At 66.3% G+C, this 18,543-nt stretch carries 16 protein-coding genes; 7 read left to right on the forward strand and 9 right to left on the reverse strand.

Going from position 1 to position 18,543, the window contains the following annotated elements:
- Positions 1-2: 2 nt before the first annotated feature.
- The 5 genes from DFLDMN_RS17655 to DFLDMN_RS17675 all read left to right on the forward strand — a co-directional run bounded on the left by DFLDMN_RS17655 (position 3) and on the right by DFLDMN_RS17675 (position 6,274).
- Positions 3-707, forward strand: a complete 705-nt coding sequence (locus DFLDMN_RS17655; RefSeq protein WP_423196160.1) for a TerC family protein — start codon at positions 3-5, stop codon at positions 705-707.
- A gap of 441 nt (positions 708-1,148) precedes the next feature.
- Positions 1,149-1,676: a pilin gene (locus tag DFLDMN_RS17660; RefSeq protein WP_423196161.1), complete on the forward strand. Its 528-nt coding sequence runs from the start codon at positions 1,149-1,151 to the stop codon at positions 1,674-1,676.
- Between the two features lie 196 nt (positions 1,677-1,872).
- Complete coding sequence (locus DFLDMN_RS17665) at positions 1,873-2,487, forward strand: pilin (RefSeq protein WP_423196162.1); 615 nt, start codon at positions 1,873-1,875, stop codon at positions 2,485-2,487.
- A gap of 7 nt (positions 2,488-2,494) precedes the next feature.
- Complete coding sequence (locus DFLDMN_RS17670) at positions 2,495-4,393, forward strand: Wzy polymerase domain-containing protein (protein WP_423196163.1); 1,899 nt, start codon at positions 2,495-2,497, stop codon at positions 4,391-4,393.
- 87 nt (positions 4,394-4,480) lie between these two features.
- Complete coding sequence (locus tag DFLDMN_RS17675) at positions 4,481-6,274, forward strand: Wzy polymerase domain-containing protein (RefSeq protein ID WP_423196164.1); 1,794 nt, start codon at positions 4,481-4,483, stop codon at positions 6,272-6,274.
- 15 nt (positions 6,275-6,289) lie between these two features.
- Here the strand turns inward: DFLDMN_RS17675 and DFLDMN_RS17680 are convergent, their stop codons facing one another.
- The 3 genes from DFLDMN_RS17680 to moaC all read right to left on the reverse strand — a co-directional run bounded on the left by DFLDMN_RS17680 (position 6,290) and on the right by moaC (position 8,375).
- Positions 6,290-6,817, reverse strand: a complete 528-nt coding sequence (locus DFLDMN_RS17680; RefSeq protein ID WP_423196165.1) for a hypothetical protein — start codon at positions 6,815-6,817, stop codon at positions 6,290-6,292.
- A 17-nt stretch (positions 6,818-6,834) separates the two neighbouring features.
- Positions 6,835-7,317, reverse strand: coding sequence for a hypothetical protein (locus tag DFLDMN_RS17685; protein WP_423196166.1), 483 nt, complete (start codon positions 7,315-7,317; stop codon positions 6,835-6,837).
- Positions 7,318-7,898: 581 nt separating this feature from the next.
- A complete protein-coding gene (gene moaC, locus DFLDMN_RS17690) occupies positions 7,899-8,375 on the reverse strand; it encodes a cyclic pyranopterin monophosphate synthase MoaC (protein ID WP_423196167.1) in 477 nt (158 codons plus the stop codon).
- A 563-nt stretch (positions 8,376-8,938) separates the two neighbouring features.
- On the opposite strand from moaC, the gene DFLDMN_RS17695 reads away from it, so the two are divergent.
- Positions 8,939-10,630 carry a M48 family metalloprotease gene (locus DFLDMN_RS17695; protein ID WP_423196168.1) on the forward strand — a complete coding sequence of 564 codons (1,692 nt, stop codon included), beginning with the start codon at positions 8,939-8,941 and terminating at the stop codon, positions 10,628-10,630.
- A 25-nt stretch (positions 10,631-10,655) separates the two neighbouring features.
- On the opposite strand, the gene DFLDMN_RS17700 is transcribed toward DFLDMN_RS17695, so the two are convergent.
- The 6 genes from DFLDMN_RS17700 to DFLDMN_RS17725 all read right to left on the reverse strand — a co-directional run bounded on the left by DFLDMN_RS17700 (position 10,656) and on the right by DFLDMN_RS17725 (position 15,208).
- Positions 10,656-11,222: a DUF2946 family protein gene (locus tag DFLDMN_RS17700; protein WP_423196169.1), complete on the reverse strand. Its 567-nt coding sequence runs from the start codon at positions 11,220-11,222 to the stop codon at positions 10,656-10,658.
- A 29-nt stretch (positions 11,223-11,251) separates the two neighbouring features.
- Entirely contained in the window at positions 11,252-12,277 is a 1,026-nt protein-coding gene (locus tag DFLDMN_RS17705) for a YheT family hydrolase (RefSeq protein ID WP_423196170.1), read from the reverse strand.
- Positions 12,278-12,288: 11 nt separating this feature from the next.
- Complete coding sequence (locus DFLDMN_RS17710; protein WP_423196171.1) at positions 12,289-12,729, reverse strand: YybH family protein; 441 nt, start codon at positions 12,727-12,729, stop codon at positions 12,289-12,291.
- Between the two features lie 146 nt (positions 12,730-12,875).
- Positions 12,876-13,898: a lipopolysaccharide heptosyltransferase II gene (waaF, locus tag DFLDMN_RS17715; RefSeq protein ID WP_423196172.1), complete on the reverse strand. Its 1,023-nt coding sequence runs from the start codon at positions 13,896-13,898 to the stop codon at positions 12,876-12,878.
- 142 nt (positions 13,899-14,040) lie between these two features.
- Positions 14,041-14,235: a zinc-finger domain-containing protein gene (locus tag DFLDMN_RS17720; RefSeq protein ID WP_423196173.1), complete on the reverse strand. Its 195-nt coding sequence runs from the start codon at positions 14,233-14,235 to the stop codon at positions 14,041-14,043.
- 52 nt (positions 14,236-14,287) lie between these two features.
- Positions 14,288-15,208: a branched-chain amino acid transaminase gene (locus tag DFLDMN_RS17725; protein ID WP_423196174.1), complete on the reverse strand. Its 921-nt coding sequence runs from the start codon at positions 15,206-15,208 to the stop codon at positions 14,288-14,290.
- Between the two features lie 342 nt (positions 15,209-15,550).
- On the opposite strand from DFLDMN_RS17725, the gene DFLDMN_RS17730 reads away from it, so the two are divergent.
- Entirely contained in the window at positions 15,551-18,541 is a 2,991-nt protein-coding gene (locus tag DFLDMN_RS17730; RefSeq protein WP_423196175.1) for an SNF2-related protein, read from the forward strand.
- Positions 18,542-18,543: the final 2 nt, after the last annotated feature.

Here is an 18,543-nt window from a genome sequence, read left to right on the forward strand (position 1 = left end):
CCGTGGAATTGTTGTCCAGCAGCACGTTTTGGATCGCGCTGGGTTCGATCATCCTGACCAATATCGTCCTGTCGGGCGATAACGCCGTCGTGATCGCGCTCGCTTCGCGCAATCTGCCGCCCGCCCAGCAGAAGAAGGCGATCTTCTGGGGTAGCGCGGCCGCCATCATCATGCGGGTCGTGTTGACCGTTGCCGCGGTCAAACTGCTGAGCCTGCCGTACCTCAAGATCGTCGGCGCCGCGCTGCTCGTCTATATCGGCGTGCAACTGCTGACCGGCGATGACGACGAAGACGGCCATGACGCCAAGGACAATATCTGGGCCGCCATCCGTACCATCCTGATTGCCGATCTGGTCATGTCGCTCGACAACGTGGTGGCCGTGGCTGCCGCCGCGCAGAAGGGTCCCGAGGGTAGCCAGCTGATGCTGCTGGTGCTGGGCCTGGGCCTGTCGATTCCGCTGATCGTCTTTGGCAGCACGATTCTGCTGAAGGTGATGGAACGCTTCCCGATCATCATCGTGCTTGGCGCCGCGCTGCTCGGCTACCTCGCCGGTGAAATGCTGGTCAGCGATCCGGTTGACCACGTCTGGTTTGAAGCCAACATTCCGCATGCGCACCTGGTGTTTGGCGTGCTCGGCGCGGTGCTGGTGGTGCTGGTCGGCAAGCTGCTGCAGAAGCGTGGCGCACGGTCCGACCAGACGGCATGACGGTGTAGGCGCAAGGCGGGGTAGCCCCCGCCAGATACGAATCAGAATTTTCGTATTGCATAAGGAAGGGCGATCTGCGGATCGCCCTTTTTTATTGGCCTCGACGGGCGCCATCCGGCGCGCCAGGGGCAATTGCGGCAAAAAAGCCGCGATTTAATACCGATCTGCAAACGTTGAATCGCGCTTGCGCTGGATCAAGTCGATCGGACCCTTCCGATGGAGATGATGGGTCTCGTTTCATGTGGCGGCTGTGCGGGCTGTGGTGACGTCAGTCGTGACTTCGGTCGCAACTTCGGTCGTGACTTCGGTCGTGACTTCTGCCGTGACTTCTGCCGTGACATTGGTCATGACATTGGTCGTGACTACGGCCCCGACCTCGGTCGTCACGTGGGACGAGATGCCTCAAAACCATGACGTCAAACATTCATCGAAAGGGTCAACATGAAACGATTCTCGCGCTCTGTGTGCGGCTCCAGCCGCCATCGTCGTCAGCGCCGACGGCAACACGGCTTCACGCTGATAGAACTGATGATCGTAGTCGCCATCATCGCGGTGCTGGCGGGCATCGCGATTCCGCAGTACCAGACCTACATCGCGCGCTCGCAGTTCGCGGAAGGCTTGAGTCTGGCATCCGGTCAGAAGGTGGCTGTCACCGAGGCGTTTGCCGACAGCGGCAAGTGTCCGGACAACAGCGCCGCGCCGACCGATGGCATTCCGCAGTCGCGGGACATCATCGGCAGCTACATCAAGAGCGTGACGGTAGGTGGCACCCCGACGCCGTCCGGCGGCTGCACGATCGTCGCCGCGTTCAAGGACGCGGGCATCTCGAACGGCCTCCTCGGCAAGGAAGTCACCCTGACCATGCTGAACGCCGACAAGGGTTCGGTCACCTGGGAGTGCCGCTCCACCGCCGAAGCGCGCTACCTGCCGCGCGTCTGCATGGCGCCGGCGGATGGCGGGCCGCGGTAAGGGATGGCGTGACGCCTTATCTGGCTTTATTAGTGATTTATCGGGCTCATTGAGCCACCGACAGGCGCCCCCGACTGCTCGCGGGGGCGTCTTCTTGCACGAACCCAAGGGGAAGCGCGTCCACCTGTAAACTTGACGAACTTCGCCACAAAAAAGTGACAAATCCTGTTGCCTACTGCGCGCGGCCGCCACGCACATGGCAAAAATTGTCAAGCAGTGGTCACTGTCCGACGAGAATATCGGCCAATTCCGGGCTGGCACACTCCCTGCTAAAGAGTTGATGCATCACATGCAACAGGGTGTTTCATCCTGTAACGAAATTCTCTTTGAGGGGTCAATTCTCATGAAACGGGTACAACTGAAAAAACTGGGCACCAAAGTCCAGAAGGGCTTCACGCTGATCGAACTGATGATCGTCGTGGCGATCATCGGTATCCTGGCAGCTATCGCGATTCCGCAGTATCAGGACTACGTGGCGAAGTCGCAGATCAATCGTGCGTATGGTGAGTTGGCGGCTTACAAGACGGCCGTGGAAGAAAACCTTCAGCGCGGCAATGCTACCAATATGACGTCCGCGGACATTGGTTTTGTGCCTTCGAACATTACCAGTGCTACGTCCGCCACGATGCCGGCGAGCTTTGCGTCCGACGGTGTCGGCACTCTGACCGTCACGATGGGCGGCAACGCGAATACCGCTGTTACCGGCGCTGTCATCACGCTAAATCGCGACGCGGCTGGTACGTGGAACTGCCGCATCACGCCGTCCGCTTCAGGCTGGAAGACTTCGTACGTTCCGCCCGGTTGTCAGTAATACGGCCTTGTTCGACACTTTCCAAAAGAGCGCCTACGGGCGCTTTTTTTTGCTCATGAGTTTCTTCCCCGCGACTTTTCTCAACGGCCGAACCCGATATCTGCCCGCCGAATCAACGTTGGCGCTGGTGATTTGCGTTCCGCTGTTGGTACCCAGGCACACATTGCCGCATCCGGCCTTCTATGCCGAATGGATTTCGGCAATACTTTTCTCCCTAGCTGTGTTTCTTTCGGCCGCGCTGAGCAGACGTGAAAAGCCGGCCTCATTGCCTTATGTCATGTTTGCCCCCATATGGTTGATCGCGTGCACTCTGACGCAGATGTGGCTCGGTCTGAACCAGACTACTGGGACAAACGGCATAGTGGTGAGCGTGTTGGCGTTAGGGGCAGTGGTCATATTCGCTGCTTGGCGCTATGCCAACTCCGCAAGTACACACGATAGGGGCGTACTAATTTCCTCTCTCGCGATTGGCTGGCTGGCAGCGGGACTTCTCGGTACGCTGGCCCAGTGGATTCAGGTGTTTCACCTCGAGCCGATGTTCGCCGGCTGGGTCTCCCATTACGATTTGGGGACAACAAATCGTCGACTATGGGGAAATCTGAACCAGCCGAATCACCAGGCCACCGTTAATGGACTTGCTCTCGCAGGGGCCATTTGGCTGTATGCAAGCCGTCGCCTGCGTTTCCTGGCATGGCTGGGGGCAGTCATCTGGTTGGAGAGCGGCATCGTCCTGTCCGGATCGCGCACCGGAATGGCGCACATAGGCATTGCGTCCGTCTATCTCTTTCTTCTTGCCTTCCTGTCGAGAAAGGAAAACATCAATGATGGTCCCGCGTCGGCGCCTGACTCCGTTCGCTTGCGCGCGGCAGGGCTGTCAGTGCTTGCGATACTCATTGCACTCAAGGCAGGTATAGACGCGACTGGCGACGTCTTTGGATGGAACCTTTTCGATTTGAAACCAGAGGGGCAAGGAGGAACACAGTTCGCGGCACGCTCGGCATTGTGGGCGCACGCCTGGGCCATGTTTGAAACCCATCCATGGCTCGGAGTGGGCTGGGGCGAGTTCGCGTGGGAGCAGTTCCAGCAAATGCGTTTAATTGGCAAGACAGCGGAAATGTCACTTCATGCCCATAATGCGCTGCTCGACATGCTGGCAAAAACCGGCCTGTTAGGCACGGTTGCCATCTGCGCGGTACTGGCGGCATGGTTCGTTCGAGTCGTTGTAGCGCGAATATTGCGCGGCTGTGACCATGAACGAAACCAGACGATCATGATCCTGACGTGCCTGGCAATCATCGGAGCTCACTCGATGCTCGAATATCCGCTGCACTATGCGTATTTCTTCCTCCCGTTTTGCCTGATGCTCGGGATGCTCGAAACCAAAGGACTCAGGATTCCCGTCGTACCCCAATGGTTTTCTCGCCTAAGTGTCTATTCATTTGCGCTAGTGACGGCCCTCGTATTGGGTACGACAAGCCTCGACTATCAGGCGACCGAACTTAGCGCCGGCACCTATTCCAAAGAGGTCATAGGGCCGCCTGAACCGCTGATATGGTTTCGTCCCTACGCACAGGCCAGGCGAACCGAAACTAAGACGATTACGACCGCGAACGCTGCGCAATTGCTACCGGAGCACGTTGCCGCACTGCACGTATTGCCGACCCAAAACATGGTGACACGGACGGCATGGCTTATGGCACTCACGGGGAATGTCGATGGTGCCAAGGCATGGTTGGAACGACTGCCTTACTACTACTGGAGCGACCCCCATGGTGTCTATATGACCGTCGGCAAGGCTTGCAATACAACTTCGCCGGCCGCAATCTCAAGGGATTTTTGCCACTGGATTGAGGATCGAATTCACGAGACTAAGCGCAAACAAGATAGGCTGATTGCAGCCCCATGACTGCAATTCAGGTTAAAGGTGCGGCTTAAGTCCTGACGCGCGCTACCATAGCGCCTTCAACGCCACCAGCCGCCCCTCTCACCCTCCATGCAGCCTTCCAGGGTCACGCTTGCCCCCGCGGCCATCATCGTCGCCTTTGCCGTGCCATTGCTGGTCTCCCGCCACACGCTGCCGCTGGCAACGTTCTACGGCGAGTGGGCCGCCGGGCTGCTGGGTGTGCTGCTGGTTCTGGTACTAGTCGCTTCACGCGCTCCCCGCGATCCTTCGCAGCAAATCAGAATCGTCCCATTGATCGCGCTGGCACCGTTATGGCTGATCGGCACGACATTGCTCCAGGCGGCGAGCGGGGTGGCCGATATCACCGGTAGTCGTTTGATGACCGACGTCATGCTGGCGTCAGGTGGCGCCGTCATGGCGGCAGCATGGTGGACGGGGCAAGGCATGTCCGCGGCGCAGCGCGAGACAATGGTCGATGCGTTGGCTGCGGCCTTCCTGATTGCAGGTCTGCTGGGTACCCTCGCACAGTGGGTCCAGGTGTTCCATATGGAGCGCCACACCTTCGGTCTGGTGTCCGAATACTTCCATGCCGATAACCGCCGACTCTGGGGTAACCTGAATCAACCTAACCACCAGGCCACGGTGGAAGGTCTCGCGCTCGCGGCTTCGGTCTGGCTGGCGATGCGCGGCAAGCTGCGGTTCCCCGCGTGGCTCGTGGCGGTCTTGCTGGTGGAGTCCGGCATCGTGCTGTCCGGCTCGCGGACGGGCGTGGTGCATGTCGGCATTGCCGTCGTCTATGCATTGCTGGCAGCCACGATGGCACGCGGAGAACGCAGCCCGAACCTGATGCGGCGGCCGGCGACCCTGGTGGTAACGGCAGCCATCATGGCGGTCATGTTCATGGCGCTCATGACGTTGATCAAGACCGCTGGCCTGGCGTTCGACTGGCGACTGTTCGATGCCGTCGCGCAGATGCATACCAAAGACCAGTTGAGCGGCCGCAATGCGCTCTGGGCGCACGCCATCGGCATGTTCCGTGCGCACCCGTGGCTCGGGGTGGGCTACGGTGAATTCGGCTGGGCACAGTTCCAGCAGCTGGCACAAGTGGGCGGACGGCCGGAGATGGCGCTCCACGCGCACAATGCCGTGCTCGACCTGCTGGCCAAGACCGGGGCCATCGGTACGGTCGGCGTGCTGGTCATGCTGGCGGCATGGCTATGGCGCGTGGTGCGGCAACGCCTGCTGCATGGGGAGCGCGCGGACCGGTGGCAGACCGTGGTCGTGCTGGTGTGGCTGGCGATGTTCGCCGCGCATTCGATGCTCGAATACCCGCTGCATTATCTCTACTTTTTTCTGCCGTTCTGCTTCCTGCTCGGCTGGCTGGAAACCGCAGGTATTGGCGGTGTGCGCTCGGGCCGGCCGGCGGTCGCGATGGCAGCCATCGGGACGATCGCCGCCGCGCTCGTGCTGGTCACCACCTGGCAAGACTATCGACGCGTGGAAGCACGCCAGTACGCGGCGGGCAGCACGCGCGAGGCGTTGCCGATGCCCACGTTCTGGTTCGGCGCCTATGCCCGGATGCAGAGCGCGGACGACGCAATCATTACCGCCGACAACGCGCCCCTGCTGCTGCCGGCGCAAATCGAGAGCGTGCATCTGCTTCCGACGCCAGCGATCATCGCGCGCGCTGCCTGGCTGTTCGCGCTCACCGGCGAGCCGGAGCGCGGCCGGCTATGGATGGAGCGGCTGCGCTTCTACTACCAGGGCGACGAACGCGCACAGTTCGCGGCAATCGAGCAGGCGTGCCAGACCATCGACGCAGACCGGCGTCCGCGCGACTTCTGCACGTGGATCCGCGCGAAATCGCGCAGCATGACGCGCTAACGCAGCGCGGCACCGCTAACGCACGTAACCGGGCGGCGGAGGCGGCGGGTAGTACGGCTGATAGTTGGGCGGCGGCATGGTCCGCGCCGAAGTCGGCGACACGCGCGTGGTCATGTTGCCGTACACAGGCACCCGGTTGCCGCTCGCATACATGCACTGCACGTATGCCGCGTCGTAGCGTTGCTGCGTGGCATAACCCGACGAATACGAATTACCCGCGCCCACGGCCGCACCCGTCAGCAGGCCCACGCCGGCGCCCACGGCGGCACCACTGCCGCCATCGAACGCGGCGCCTGCCGCAGCCCCGAGGGCGGTACCAATGGCCGCGCTGCCGAGCGCACTGGTGTTGGCGTTCTGCTGGGCCGTGGTACCCCCGACCTGGCCGAACGCATACTGACGGCAGCTATAGTCGTCAGCTCGGAACTGGTCGAACGTCTTGTTGGTACCCGGCAGCGCCATCACGCTCGGGCCGGAGGGCAGCACGGCGCAGGCGCCAAGGGCCAGCGTCGAGGCCAGCAGTAACGAAACGGAACGTATCTTCATGACTGTATCCTCGCGCCTCACGATCCCGCCGGCGGTTGCGCGGGTACCTTCTCCCACCCGCCTGGGCACGACTTGATATACGGGTAGTAGCCTTCCGGCTGCTGGCAGTGGTACCACCACTGATTGGGATTGGCATCCGGCGACGCCTCGACCGGATTGCCATCGGTACCTTGCTCGACGTACTGCGGCGGTTGCGGCGCCGGCACGGCGACGACCGCGGGCGGCGGATAGTAGCCAGGGTAGTAATAGGGGTAGGGCCCGTCGTAGTACGGATAGCCCCAGCCAGGCCCCCATCCCGGCCCCCAGCCCGGACCCACGTAGACGCCCACGCCCACACGCGCTCGCGCGTGATAGAAGCCCCCGTGGCCATGGTAGCCACCGCCGCCGTGATAACCACCGCCGCCGTGATAGCCGCCTCTGGCAAACGCCGGACTTGCGGCTGCTGTTGCCGCCACCGCGGCCATCGCCAGGACGATCTGGCCAAGCTTGCGCCCGTTCATGCTGTGTACCCCGTAGAGTCATGCTTGCCGGCGGGCCACTGGCGGGTCTTGCCGGTCAGTTGTTGCTGGAATCCTGGTCGACGGACCGGAGTTGCCGACCGCTGCCAAGCGCGCCGAGCCCTGCCGGTATGTCAGCCCCATGCACGGCCATGATGCTTGCCAGATGCCGCGCCCTGTCTGGTATTGAACACCAATTTGCCCCAGACAGCGGCGCCCGGGGCGCTTTGGAAATGTGGCGTTACCTTTATTACGGGGGAGACAAGCCACCCCCGCTTTGTATCGCCGCCTTAATGCGCTGTAAGAGAGCGGCGTCGGAGAGCGGCGTCGGAGGGCGGCGGAGGAGAGCGGTGCGAGGAGGCGGTGCGAGGAAGCGGTGCGAGGAAGCGGTGCGAGGAAGCGGTGCGAGGAAGCGGTGTCAGCGAGCGATGCAAGACACCCACGCATGATGGCGATGGACGATCGCCCCGCAAGGCGGCGAATTCACGCGGTGAATCGGGACGAGGTCATGGAGCACCGCGTGAGCCATGATGGAGGCATCGTGCGGCACCGTGATGGGGTGCCGCCATCGGTTTGCGCACGACTTAGGGCGCCACCCAATCCCCCGACTTCCCCCCATGTTTTTCCAGCAGCTTCACATTCCCCATCACCATCCCCCGGTCCACCGCCTTGCACATGTCGTAGATCGTGAGCAGGGCGACCTGGACGCCGGTCAGGGCCTCCATCTCCACGCCGGTCTGGCCACGGGTCTCGGTGCGGACCACGCAGGCGATGGTCGAACTTGGCGCGTCAAGGGCGAAGTCGACGGCGACGCGGGTCAGGCCGATCGGGTGGCATAGCGGAATCAGGTCGGCGGTGCGCTTGGTGGCCATGATCGCCGCCACGCGCGCGATCCCGAGCACGTCGCCCTTGCGTGCATTGCCGTCGCGCACCAGTGCGAAGGTTTCCGGCTGCATGGTGATGGTGCCCGTGGCCACTGCCACGCGGTGGGTGCTGTCCTTGTTGCCGACGTCGACCATATGGGCCTGTCCGGCGTTGTCGAAGTGTGTAAGCTGGCTCATGGCGGAAAATATGCGGATGGGTGAGTGGGTTGTCCGAGGGTGCCCTGTGCGGCGCGCCGTACGACAAGCGTACGGCGACCGCGCGACGACCGCGCGACCGCGATGCAACGACCTGGCGACAAAAATCTCGACGAAAGTGCGATGAAACACCGGGAATGGCTGGCCCGATGGGAACGGGTATCCGAGGCCGCTATCATAGCAACATGCCCATGATTCCACGGACCCTGCGCGGCCTGCCCCGGCACGGTCTTACCGCCCCGCCGGCCACGCCGGCCACGGTCACGTCCGCCGCGCCCGCCGCCCCTGGCGCATCTGCCGCCCCCGCAGCCGCCGCCAGCCCTGCGGCAGTACGGACGTTGCCCGCCGCGCCCGCCGTCACCGCCTCGCCTGTCGCGCGGCGGCATGCGGCCGTCCAGGCATCACTTCTTGACGCCCCGCATGGCGGAGCGCCTCATGTCGCCCCTCATTCCACCCCTCATGCCGCCGCGCACGTAGCCCATGATGTCGCCCGTCCGGGACCCGGCCGCGCGCGGCGGCATGTATCCGCGCGCCCACGGATTCGCGTGCCGCTGCGCGTGCGGGCCCTCGCGGCCGCGCTGATCCTGACTACTTCCGCGCCGGCCTGGCCGCAAGGCGTGCCGGCCGCGCGGCTGACCCCGGACGCGGTGCCGTCGCTGGCGCCTGCCCAGCCCTCCGGCGAAGTCAGCGACCAGGTCTATGACAACCTCAGTCGCAGCGTGCGGGCCGGGCAGAAATCGGAATTCGGGTTGCGCACGAATAACCCCGTGGTCGAGGCCGGCGGCATCCAGTTGCCCGACCTCGGCGACCCGTCCAGCGCGGCGTTATCGCCGGACATGGAGAAGCGCCTGGGCGACCGCATCATGCGCGACGTGCGGCGCGATCCCGACTACGTGCGCGATCCGCTGCTGACCGATTACCTGAACGCGCTTGGCTACCGGCTGGTGCAGGCCGCGCGCCGCCAGAACATCTCGGGCTCGAATGGCGCCGGCACCTTCGCCACCGGTTTCGAGCTGTTCGGCGTGCGCGACCGCACCATCAACGCGTTTGCCATGCCGGGCGGCTTTATCGGCGTGCATACGGGCCTGCTGGTGCAGTCGGAGACGGAATCGGAACTGGCTTCCGTGCTGGGCCACGAAATCGGCCACGTGATGCAGCGGCATATCGCGCGCGGCATCACCAGCCAGGATCAGTCGATGTGGATCGCGCTGGCCGCGATGGTGCTGGCCGGACTGGCCGCGACCAAGAGCGGCGACGCCGCTGCCGCGCTCGCCCTGGGCGGGCAGGGCGCCGCCGTGGCCAACCAGTTGTCGTTCTCGCGCGGTGCCGAGCGCGAGGCCGATCGCGTGGGCTTCCAGATCATGACCGCGGCAGGCTTCGACCCGCAGGGCATGCCGGACTTCTTCATGCGGTTGCAGCGCGTGATGGGCATCTCGGAGAACTCGGTGCCGTCCTATGTGCGGACCCACCCGCTCACCTCGGAGCGGATCTCGGACATGCAGGACCGCGTGCGCCACGTCGCGCCGCACAAGGTCGGCAACACGCCCGAGTACGAATTTGCACGCGTGCGGGCGCGCGTCATCCAGGAGAAGGATCAGAACGAACTCGCCAACGTGCGCGCGTCGTTTCAGGCGCAGATGGCCAACGCCTCGCCGGTGCGGCTGCCGGCGCTGTATTACGGCGTGGCGTTCGTGGAGCAGCGTCTCGGGCGCTATGCGAGGGCCGAGGAGGCGCTGGCGCAGGCGCGGCGGCTCTACGGCAATATTCCGGGCGCGACCTCGGGCAGCCCCATGCTCGATGTCATGGCGATCGAACTGGCGCGCCAGGAAGGACGCCCGCAGGAAGCGCTGCAGCAGGCGACGGCAACCCTACGGGCCTTTCCGCTGTCGCACGCGGTGGCGTTGGCCTACGCCGATACGCTGCTGGCCACCGGCAAGCTCGACGAGGCGGTGACGTTCCTGCGTGCACGCACGCGCGAGGAATCCTCGCGCGCCGAATGGTGGGAACTGCTGGCCCGAGCCTATGCGGCGCAAGGCAAGCGTCTGCAGCAGCATCAGGCGCTGGCGGAGAAGTACGCGATGGACGGCTCCTACCAGGCGGCGATCGAGCAGCTGCAGATCGCGCGCAAGGCCGGCGACGGGGACTTCTACACGCTGTCCGAAGTCGACGCGCGCCTGCACCAGCTCGAGCGGCAGTACCGCGAGGAAAAGCAGGACAACAAGGGCATCCCCAACTGAGCCGGCACGCCCCGGCACCGGCGCGCTACGCCGCCGGCATCCGCACGAAGCCAAAGCGCGCCGGCACCTCCGCTTCCGCGATCGGTTCGATCCCGAGATCGCGCGCGCCGGTGTGGAACACGCCCAGCACCGTCCCGCAGGCCTCGCCATGCCAGGTACTCATGCCGGTGAAGGCATCGAGATCGTGATCATGCAGCAGCGCGGCCTGGGTGCCATCGATGCCATCGACCGCGCCCGCCAGCAGCACGTTGCCATGCTCGTCGGCAAAACACGCTTCTGGCTGGAACGCACGCCCGCTCGTGGTGGCGAGCCGGCCCTCGTGCAGCCGTACGATCCACGGTGTATAGGCCAGCGAGACAAACACGCGCTGCGGACCGTTCTGGAAGAACCACGCGCCTGCCTCGTCGCGCGTGTAGTTGCGTTCGATAAAGCCGACCAGCGCCTCATGGCGAATCGGATCGCCGGAGAGCCCGTGCTGCTGCGCGTATTCGTTGCGCATGCGCCATTGGCCGCGCCGATCCAGCGCAAGCCAGCCGTAGCAATTGGGCACGTTGGGCCAGCGTGCCATGGCCTGTCTGACGATTTCGTCCATCGTCGTCTCCTGGTTGACCCCTGCCGGTATCAGCCCACGCTGTCGAAGAAGCGCAGGATGCGTGCGGGGAGCCAATCGATATGTCCCGCCACGGGAAAGAGCGGCACCTGTCCCAGCAGGCCACCGCGTGGCGTCATGAAACCGACATGGCCGCCTTGTTCGGGCTGCTCCAGCAGCACGTGGCGGCTCACATCGGACGGACCCGGCAGATGGCGGCCGGGCAGGAATGGGTCGTTGCGCGCGTTGAGCACCAGCGTCGGCACCTGGATCTCGCCGAGAATCGGCTTGCTGGCGGCGCGCGCCCAGTAGTCGTCGGTATCGCGAAAGCCGTGCAGCGGCGCGGTCACGACATTGTCGAAGGCATAGAGATCGCGGCTGGCCAGCATCGCGGCGCGGTCGAACAGGCCCGGGTATTGCCGCAGCTTGGCCAGCGACTTCTGCTTGAGCGTCTGCAGGAACATGCGCGTGTAGACCATGTTGAAGCCGCGCGAGAGCGCCGCGCCGCCGGCGGCCAGGTCGAGCGGCGCGGAGATCGACGCCGCCGCCGTCAGGAACCCCGCGGCGCTGCCTTCCTCGCCGAGGTAGCGCAGCAGCGCATTGCCGCCAAGCGAGATGCCGACCGCAAGCATGGGGCGCGCCGCTTCACCGGCGGCGGCCTGTGCGCGAACCTGCGCGTGCAGGCGCGCCAGCACCCAGCGGATCTCGGCCGAATCGCCCGAATGATAGAAGCGTGGCGCGCGGTTCAGCTCGCCCGAGCAGCCACGGAAGTGTGGAATCACGCCTTGCCAGCCGCGCACGCGCAGCGCATCCATCAATGTTTCCGCATAGTGGCTGCTGGAAGCGCCCTCCAGGCCGTGGAACATCACGACCAGCGGCGCGCCTGGCAGCACCGGGTGCGTGGTCCAGTCGAGATCGATAAAGTCGCCGTCGGGCGTGTCCCAGCGCTCGCGGCGGTAGCTCAGGCGGGCATGGCGTGTAAAGCGGGCGGCCAGGATGGTTTGCGCATGGCCGCCGCGCAGCCACCATGGCGTTCGAAAGCCCTCGCCGAACTGCATGGTGGAAGACGTCAGTGGAGCGCCTGGCCTGGCACGGCGGCGACGGTCGCCACCTGCACCGCGTTGGCCGGACTGCAGTGGATATGCGCGAGGCGCCAGCCTTCGTGGTTCTGCATGAGTACGTAGGTGGTGTGCACGTACAGGTCGGCTTCCACGCGGTCGGGGCCGAAGCGCAACGCCTCGGTCACGTCGAAGATCGACACCCCCAGCGAGGCATGGCTGCTGGTTTCGATGGCATCGATCAGCACCGGCTGCGTATCGAGCAGCGTGGTAAAAGCCTGGCGCAGATGCTCGTGCCCGATCAGGCGCTGGCCGTCGGGCAGCACGCAAGTCACGGAATCCTCGTCAAGCCAGAGGCGCAGCGCGCCGTCGGCATCGCGCAGCTTCATGGCTTCACGAAAGGCTTCGACGATGTCTTCGGCGGAATCGAACAGGCGAGCGAAACGGGGCATGGCGTGATGGCGTGATCAAGTAATCAGGGCGACAGGGTAGCCACGTACCGGGCTGCATCGCCGCGCGTGGCGGCCGCATGCACCCACACGTGCGTCCGGCGAGGGGCTACAGACACATGGCCCCATTCGACACATGGCCCCATTTGTCACGGCCGGTGCAGGAGCTTGCGCAACTCGACGAACACCATTTCGGGGCCGATCTCCTTCAGACAGCGCAGGTGGCCGAGCGGGCACTCGCGCTTGAAGCAGGGACTGCACTCGAGTTGCAGCCACATGATACTCGCTGCCTGTGACAACGGGGGCGTATGGCGGGGGTCGCTCGAGCCGAACACGGCCACCTGGGGGCGATTGAGCGCCGCCGTCACGTGCATCAGGCCGGAGTCGTTGCAGACCGCGGCCTCGGACAGTGCCAGCAGGTCCACCGCGTCGTCCAGCGACGTCTGCCCGCACAGGTTGCGTACGAACGGGGCGCCCTCGACGATGGCATTGGCGATCTCGGCATCCTTGGCCGAACCGAGCGCGATGATCTGCGCATACGGGAACGAGCGCCGCAGCATCTGCGCGAGCTCGGCGAAATGCGCCGCCGGCCAGCGCTTGGCGGGGCCGAATTCGGCGCCCGGGCAGAATGCGATCACGCGGGTTTGCGGGGCAATCTCGAAGCGCGCGGCGGTGGCTGCGACACGCGCCGCATCCACGCGCAGGCGCGGCTCGGACAGGTTCTCCGGCAAGCGCGCGCCCGGCTTGAGCGCCAGCCGCGCATAGTGCTCCACCATCGGCGGCCGCTGGTCGCGCGGTGGATTGGCATGGCGCACGTTGAGCATGCCGAAGCGGGCTTCGCCGCGATAGCCGATGCGCAGCGGAATGCCGGCCAGCCACGGGATCAGCGCCGACTTCAACGAATTCGGCAGCACGTAGGCGAGGTCGTAGCCTTCGTTCTTCAACTGCTGCGCAAACAGCAGGCGGGCGGACAGCTGCAGCTTGCCATGGGCGAGATCGCTCGGAAACACGCGGCCGATCTCGGGCATGCGGGCCAGCACGGGTGCCACCCATTTGGGCGCGAGCGCGTCGATCTCGAGCCGCGGATGACGGGCCTTGATCAGCGCAAACAGCGGTTGCGCCATCAGGGCGTCGCCGATCCAGTTAGGGGCGATGACGAGAGCTTTCTTCATGGATGGCGGGCACAGGCGGGGCCAGCGCCGGCAGGCGGGGCAAACCCGCCGCCCGGTCGCGTCCCGCCGGAAAACGTCGAGCGCCGCTGGCCCGGACGCACGGTCCGGCGCAGCGGGCGCGCCACGGCGAGGCGGCCGCGGTTCAGTGGTGACCCTTCAGCACGGTCCCCGGCTTGAGCTTGTACACGGTGCCGCAGTACGGGCACTTGACCTCGCCGGTGTCCGCCACGTCGAGGAAGACACGCGGGTGGTAGTTCCACGCGGGCGTATTGCCGGTGGGGCAGTGCAGCGGAATGTCTTCCGCGCCGATTTCAACGACGGTGGCGGTCTGGCTCATGGTGTTGCGGGTTGCAGGGATTGTTATCGGGATCGCTGGAGTGACGCGGGTCTCAGACCAGCGTCAGCCACTTCTTGTACTTTTCGTCCGTGCCGCCCACGGCGGCGAAGAACGTTTCCTGGATGCGCTGGGTCACCGGGCCGCGGCGGCCTTCGCCGATCTGGCGGTCGTCCAGTTCGCGGATGGGCGTGACCTCGGCGGCGGTGCCGGTAAAGAACGCCTCGTCGGCGCAGTACATCTCGTCGCGCGTGATGCGCTTTTCGCGGACTTCCAGGCCCAGGTCGCGCGCGATGGTGAGCGTGGCGTCGCGCGTGATGCCGTCCAGGCACGAGGCGAGGTCGGGGGTGTAGATCACGCCGTTACGCACGATAAACACGTTTTCGCCCGACCCTTCGCTGACATAGCCGTCGGTATCGAGCAGCAGCGCCTCGTCGTAGCCGAGGCTGGTCGCTTCCTGGTTGGCGAGGATCGAGTTGATGTAGTAGCCGCTGGCCTTGGCGCGCACCAGCGACACATTGACGTGGTGGCGCGTGAACGACGACGTCTTGACGCGGATGCCGCGTTCCATGCCTTCCTCGCCGAGGTAGGCGCCCCACGGCCAGGCCGCGATCGCCACATGGATGGTATTGCCGCGCGCGGACACGCCGAGCTTTTCCGAGCCGATCCAGACCAGCGGGCGGATATAGCAGGATTCGAGATGGTTGGCGCGCACCACCTCGCGTTGCGCGGCTTCCAGCGTGGCCTCGTCGAACGGCATTTGCATCTGGAAGATCTTGGCCGAGTTGAACAGCCGGCGGGTGTGCTCCTTGAGGCGGAAAATCGCGGTGCCTTCGGGGGTCTTGTACGCGCGTACGCCCTCGAAGACGCCCATGCCGTAGTGCAGCGTGTGGGTCAGCACGTGGATCTTGGCGTCGCGCCATTCGATCAGCTTGCCATCCATCCAGATCTTGCCGTCGCGATCCGCCATCGACATGGTTATCTCCCGGTCCACCGAAAAAGTTGCAAAGAACGCCATTGTAAGCCGCGCGCCGGGTAGTGCCAACGCGTGGCCCGGCGGGGGGCTAGAATCGGTGCTTTCCGGCACGGCGGCGCCAGGCCAGGCCCGGCCCGGCGCGCGGTGCCGTCAGACCGTTGGCGCGCCCATCTGGCCTGCGCGGGTCGCGCCGCCGCTTGTCCGTTTACCGGCCGCCCACCGACCCCTTACCGACCCCTTTTACCGATCCAAACCCTACCCGCGCGTGCCCCCGCTGCCCCGCGCTTACCGACCACCCGCTGCCCAGTCACCGCCCGCCTGCCTCACCCCCGCCCACCGCCCATGCCCACCGATTTCCCACCTGACCGCGCGCCGGACCCCGACCTCACCCCGGACCGCTGGCGCGACGCGCTCGATGGCCTGGAAGCGTTGGCTGGCGTGGCCGAAGGCGTGGCAGGCGGGGCGCGCCGGCTGCTGTGGGCGCTGACTGTCGATGCCGACGGCGTGGTCGGCACGGTCGAGCCGCTCGAGCAGGTGCGCGGCGCGCGCGGCTGGGGGCGGCCGCGTCCGCTGCCGCTGGCGCGCGTGGCCGCGGACGAGGCGGAGGGCGCGCTCGCGCCGTGGGACCAGCGCGTGGCCCGGGCCATCCGCCGCGATGCCTCGCGCCACCGCCGCCATGGGCTGGACCGCGCTGCCGCGGTACTCGCGCTGGTTGGGCATCCCGCGGTAGTGCTGGCACACGCGCCCACGCAGCCGCTCGAGGTAGTGGCGGCGATGCCGACGCTGGAAGCCGTGCGCGAGGTGGTGGGCGGCGTCGAACGCTTTGTGCTGCGCATGCAGCCGCCGCTGCGGGCGGCCCCGGCCATGGAGGAACTGTTGCCGCCCGCGGCCCGCCGCGAAGCCGAGGCCTTGCGTCAGATCACCGTGCTGCAGGACGGTCCGCGCCGCTTGCGCGTGATTCGCTTCACCGCCGAACAGCAGGAGGCCGCGCGCTGGATTGCCGATGGTCTCGCCGTGCCCGCCTCCGCGCGCGGCCGGCTCGATACCACGTTACGCGCGCTGGCCGGCCAGTTCGAGATTCATGCGGACGCCACCGGCGAGGCGCGCGAACTGGCCGCGGAGCCGCGCCTGCGCGCGGAACTGGCCCCGGTGGGGCGCGGCATCGGCCTGCGGCTGGTGGTGGCGCCGCTCGGCGTGGCCGGCCCGCGCCTGGCCCCCGGCGCCGGACGCGCGCGCCTGATGGCCGCGGTGGGCGGCGAAACCGTGGTCACGCAGCGCGACCTCGACGCCGAGCTGGCGCACGTGGCCGAGGTCTTCGCCGCGTTGCCGGTGCTGGTGGAGCAGGCCCCGGCCAATGGCGAATACACCTGGACGCTCGACGATCCCGAGCACGCGCTGACCGTGGTCGAGACCTTGCCCGGCCTGGCCGGCGTGCAGGATCTGGAATGGCCGCGCGGCCGCGAGATCCGCCTGTTGCCCGCCGATCTCGCGCAGCTCGCGGTCAGCGTCGAGACCGGCAGCGAATGGTTCAAGCTGGTAGGCGAGTTGCGCGTTACCGAAGGGCTGGTGCTGCAACTGGGCAAACTGCTGTCGTGGACGGCAAGCCATGCCGGGCGCTTTGTGCCGATGGGGCAGGGCGTCTACGTGGCGCTCACGCGCCAGTTGCGCGGGCGCTTGCGCGACCTGGCCAGCGTGGCCGAGGGCGCGCGCGATGGCATTCGCGTGCCACTGGTGGCCGCGCCCTGGCTCGACGACGTGCTGGCCGGCGCCGGCATCGACCCCGACGATCACTTCCGCTCGCGGGTGCGGCGCCTGCGCGCGGCGCGCAATCACGAGGTTGCGCTGCCGGCTACGCTGACGGCCGCGCTGCGTCCCTATCAGGAGGCCGGTTATCGCTGGATGATGTCGCTTGCCGAGGCCGGCTTTGGTGCCTGCCTGGCCGACGACATGGGTCTCGGCAAGACGCTGCAGGCGCTCGCCGTGCTATGCGCGCGCGCCGCCGGCGGCGCGGCGCTGGTGGTCGCCCCGACCTCGGTGTGCGGCAACTGGGCCGCCGAGGCGCGCCGCTTTGCGCCCTCGCTACGTGTGCAGGTCTATGCCGAGGGCGAGCGCGAGGCGGTGCTGGCGGGCGCGGGCGCGCACGACCTGGTGATCGTCTCGTATACGTTGCTCGCCCAGGCGCGCCACGCCTTCTGCGCGCGTCACTGGCACACGGTGGTCGCGGACGAGGCGCAGTCGTTCAAGAACCCGTCGTCGCATCGCGCGCGGGCGATGTTCGCGCTGCCGTCCGACTTCCGCCTGGCGTTGTCCGGCACGCCGGTGGAAAACCGGCTCGCCGAGCTCTGGGCGGTGATGCGCTTCTGCGTGCCGGGGCTGCTCGGCTCGCTGGCGCGGTTCAACGAGCATTTCGCCAATCCGGTCGAACGCAGCGGCGCGCGCGAACCGGCCGTACGGCTGCGGCGCATGATCGCACCGTTCGTGCTGCGGCGAACCAAGGCGCAGGTGCTGGCGGAACTGCCGCCGCGCACGGAACTGGTGATCCGTGTCGAGCCCGAGCCGGCCGAGGCCGCGCATTACGAGGCGTTGCGGCGCCAGGCGTTGTCCGCGGCCGAGCGCGCGTTGCTGCAGGCGCGCGAGCGGGGACCGAAAGGCAAGAAAGGACCGCCGGGGCAGGGCGCACGCACGCCCGGACGGACCGGCGCGGACGCGCAGGCCGAAGCGCGCATCCACGTACTGGCGCAGCTCATGCGGCTGCGCCGCGCCGCCTGCGATCCGCGCCTGGTCACGCCGGAAGTGGGCCAGCCGGGCGCCAAGGTGCGCGCCTTCGCGGAGCTGGTCTCGACGCTGGCGGCCAATGGGCACAAGACGCTGGTATTCAGCCAGTTCGTCGACTTCCTTGCGCTGCTGCGGCAGTCGCTCGACCAGGCCGGCCTGTCCTGCCAGACGCTCGACGGTGCCACTCCGGCGGCGGAGCGCACGCGCCGCGTGGCGGCCTTCCAGGCCGGCGCGGGCGATGTTTTCCTGATCAGCCTCAAGGCCGGTGGCTTCGGCCTCAATCTGACCGCGGCCGACTACATCGTGATTGCCGACCCGTGGTGGAACCCCGCCGCCGAAGATCAGGCCATGGGCCGCGCCCACCGCATCGGCCAGGCGCGGCCGGTCACGGTGTACCGCCTGATCGCGGCGGGCACCATCGAGGAACGCATCGTCGAGCTGCACCGCGGCAAGCGCGCACTGGCCGACCAGGTACTCGAGGCCGGCGCCGGCGAGGCCATCGGCATGGCGGCGGCGCTGCCCGATATCGACGAACTGGTGGGACTGCTGCGCCAGTGAGT

It is taken from the genome of Cupriavidus sp. H19C3 (genome assembly GCF_049393815.1).
Classification (GTDB): domain Bacteria; phylum Pseudomonadota; class Gammaproteobacteria; order Burkholderiales; family Burkholderiaceae; genus Cupriavidus.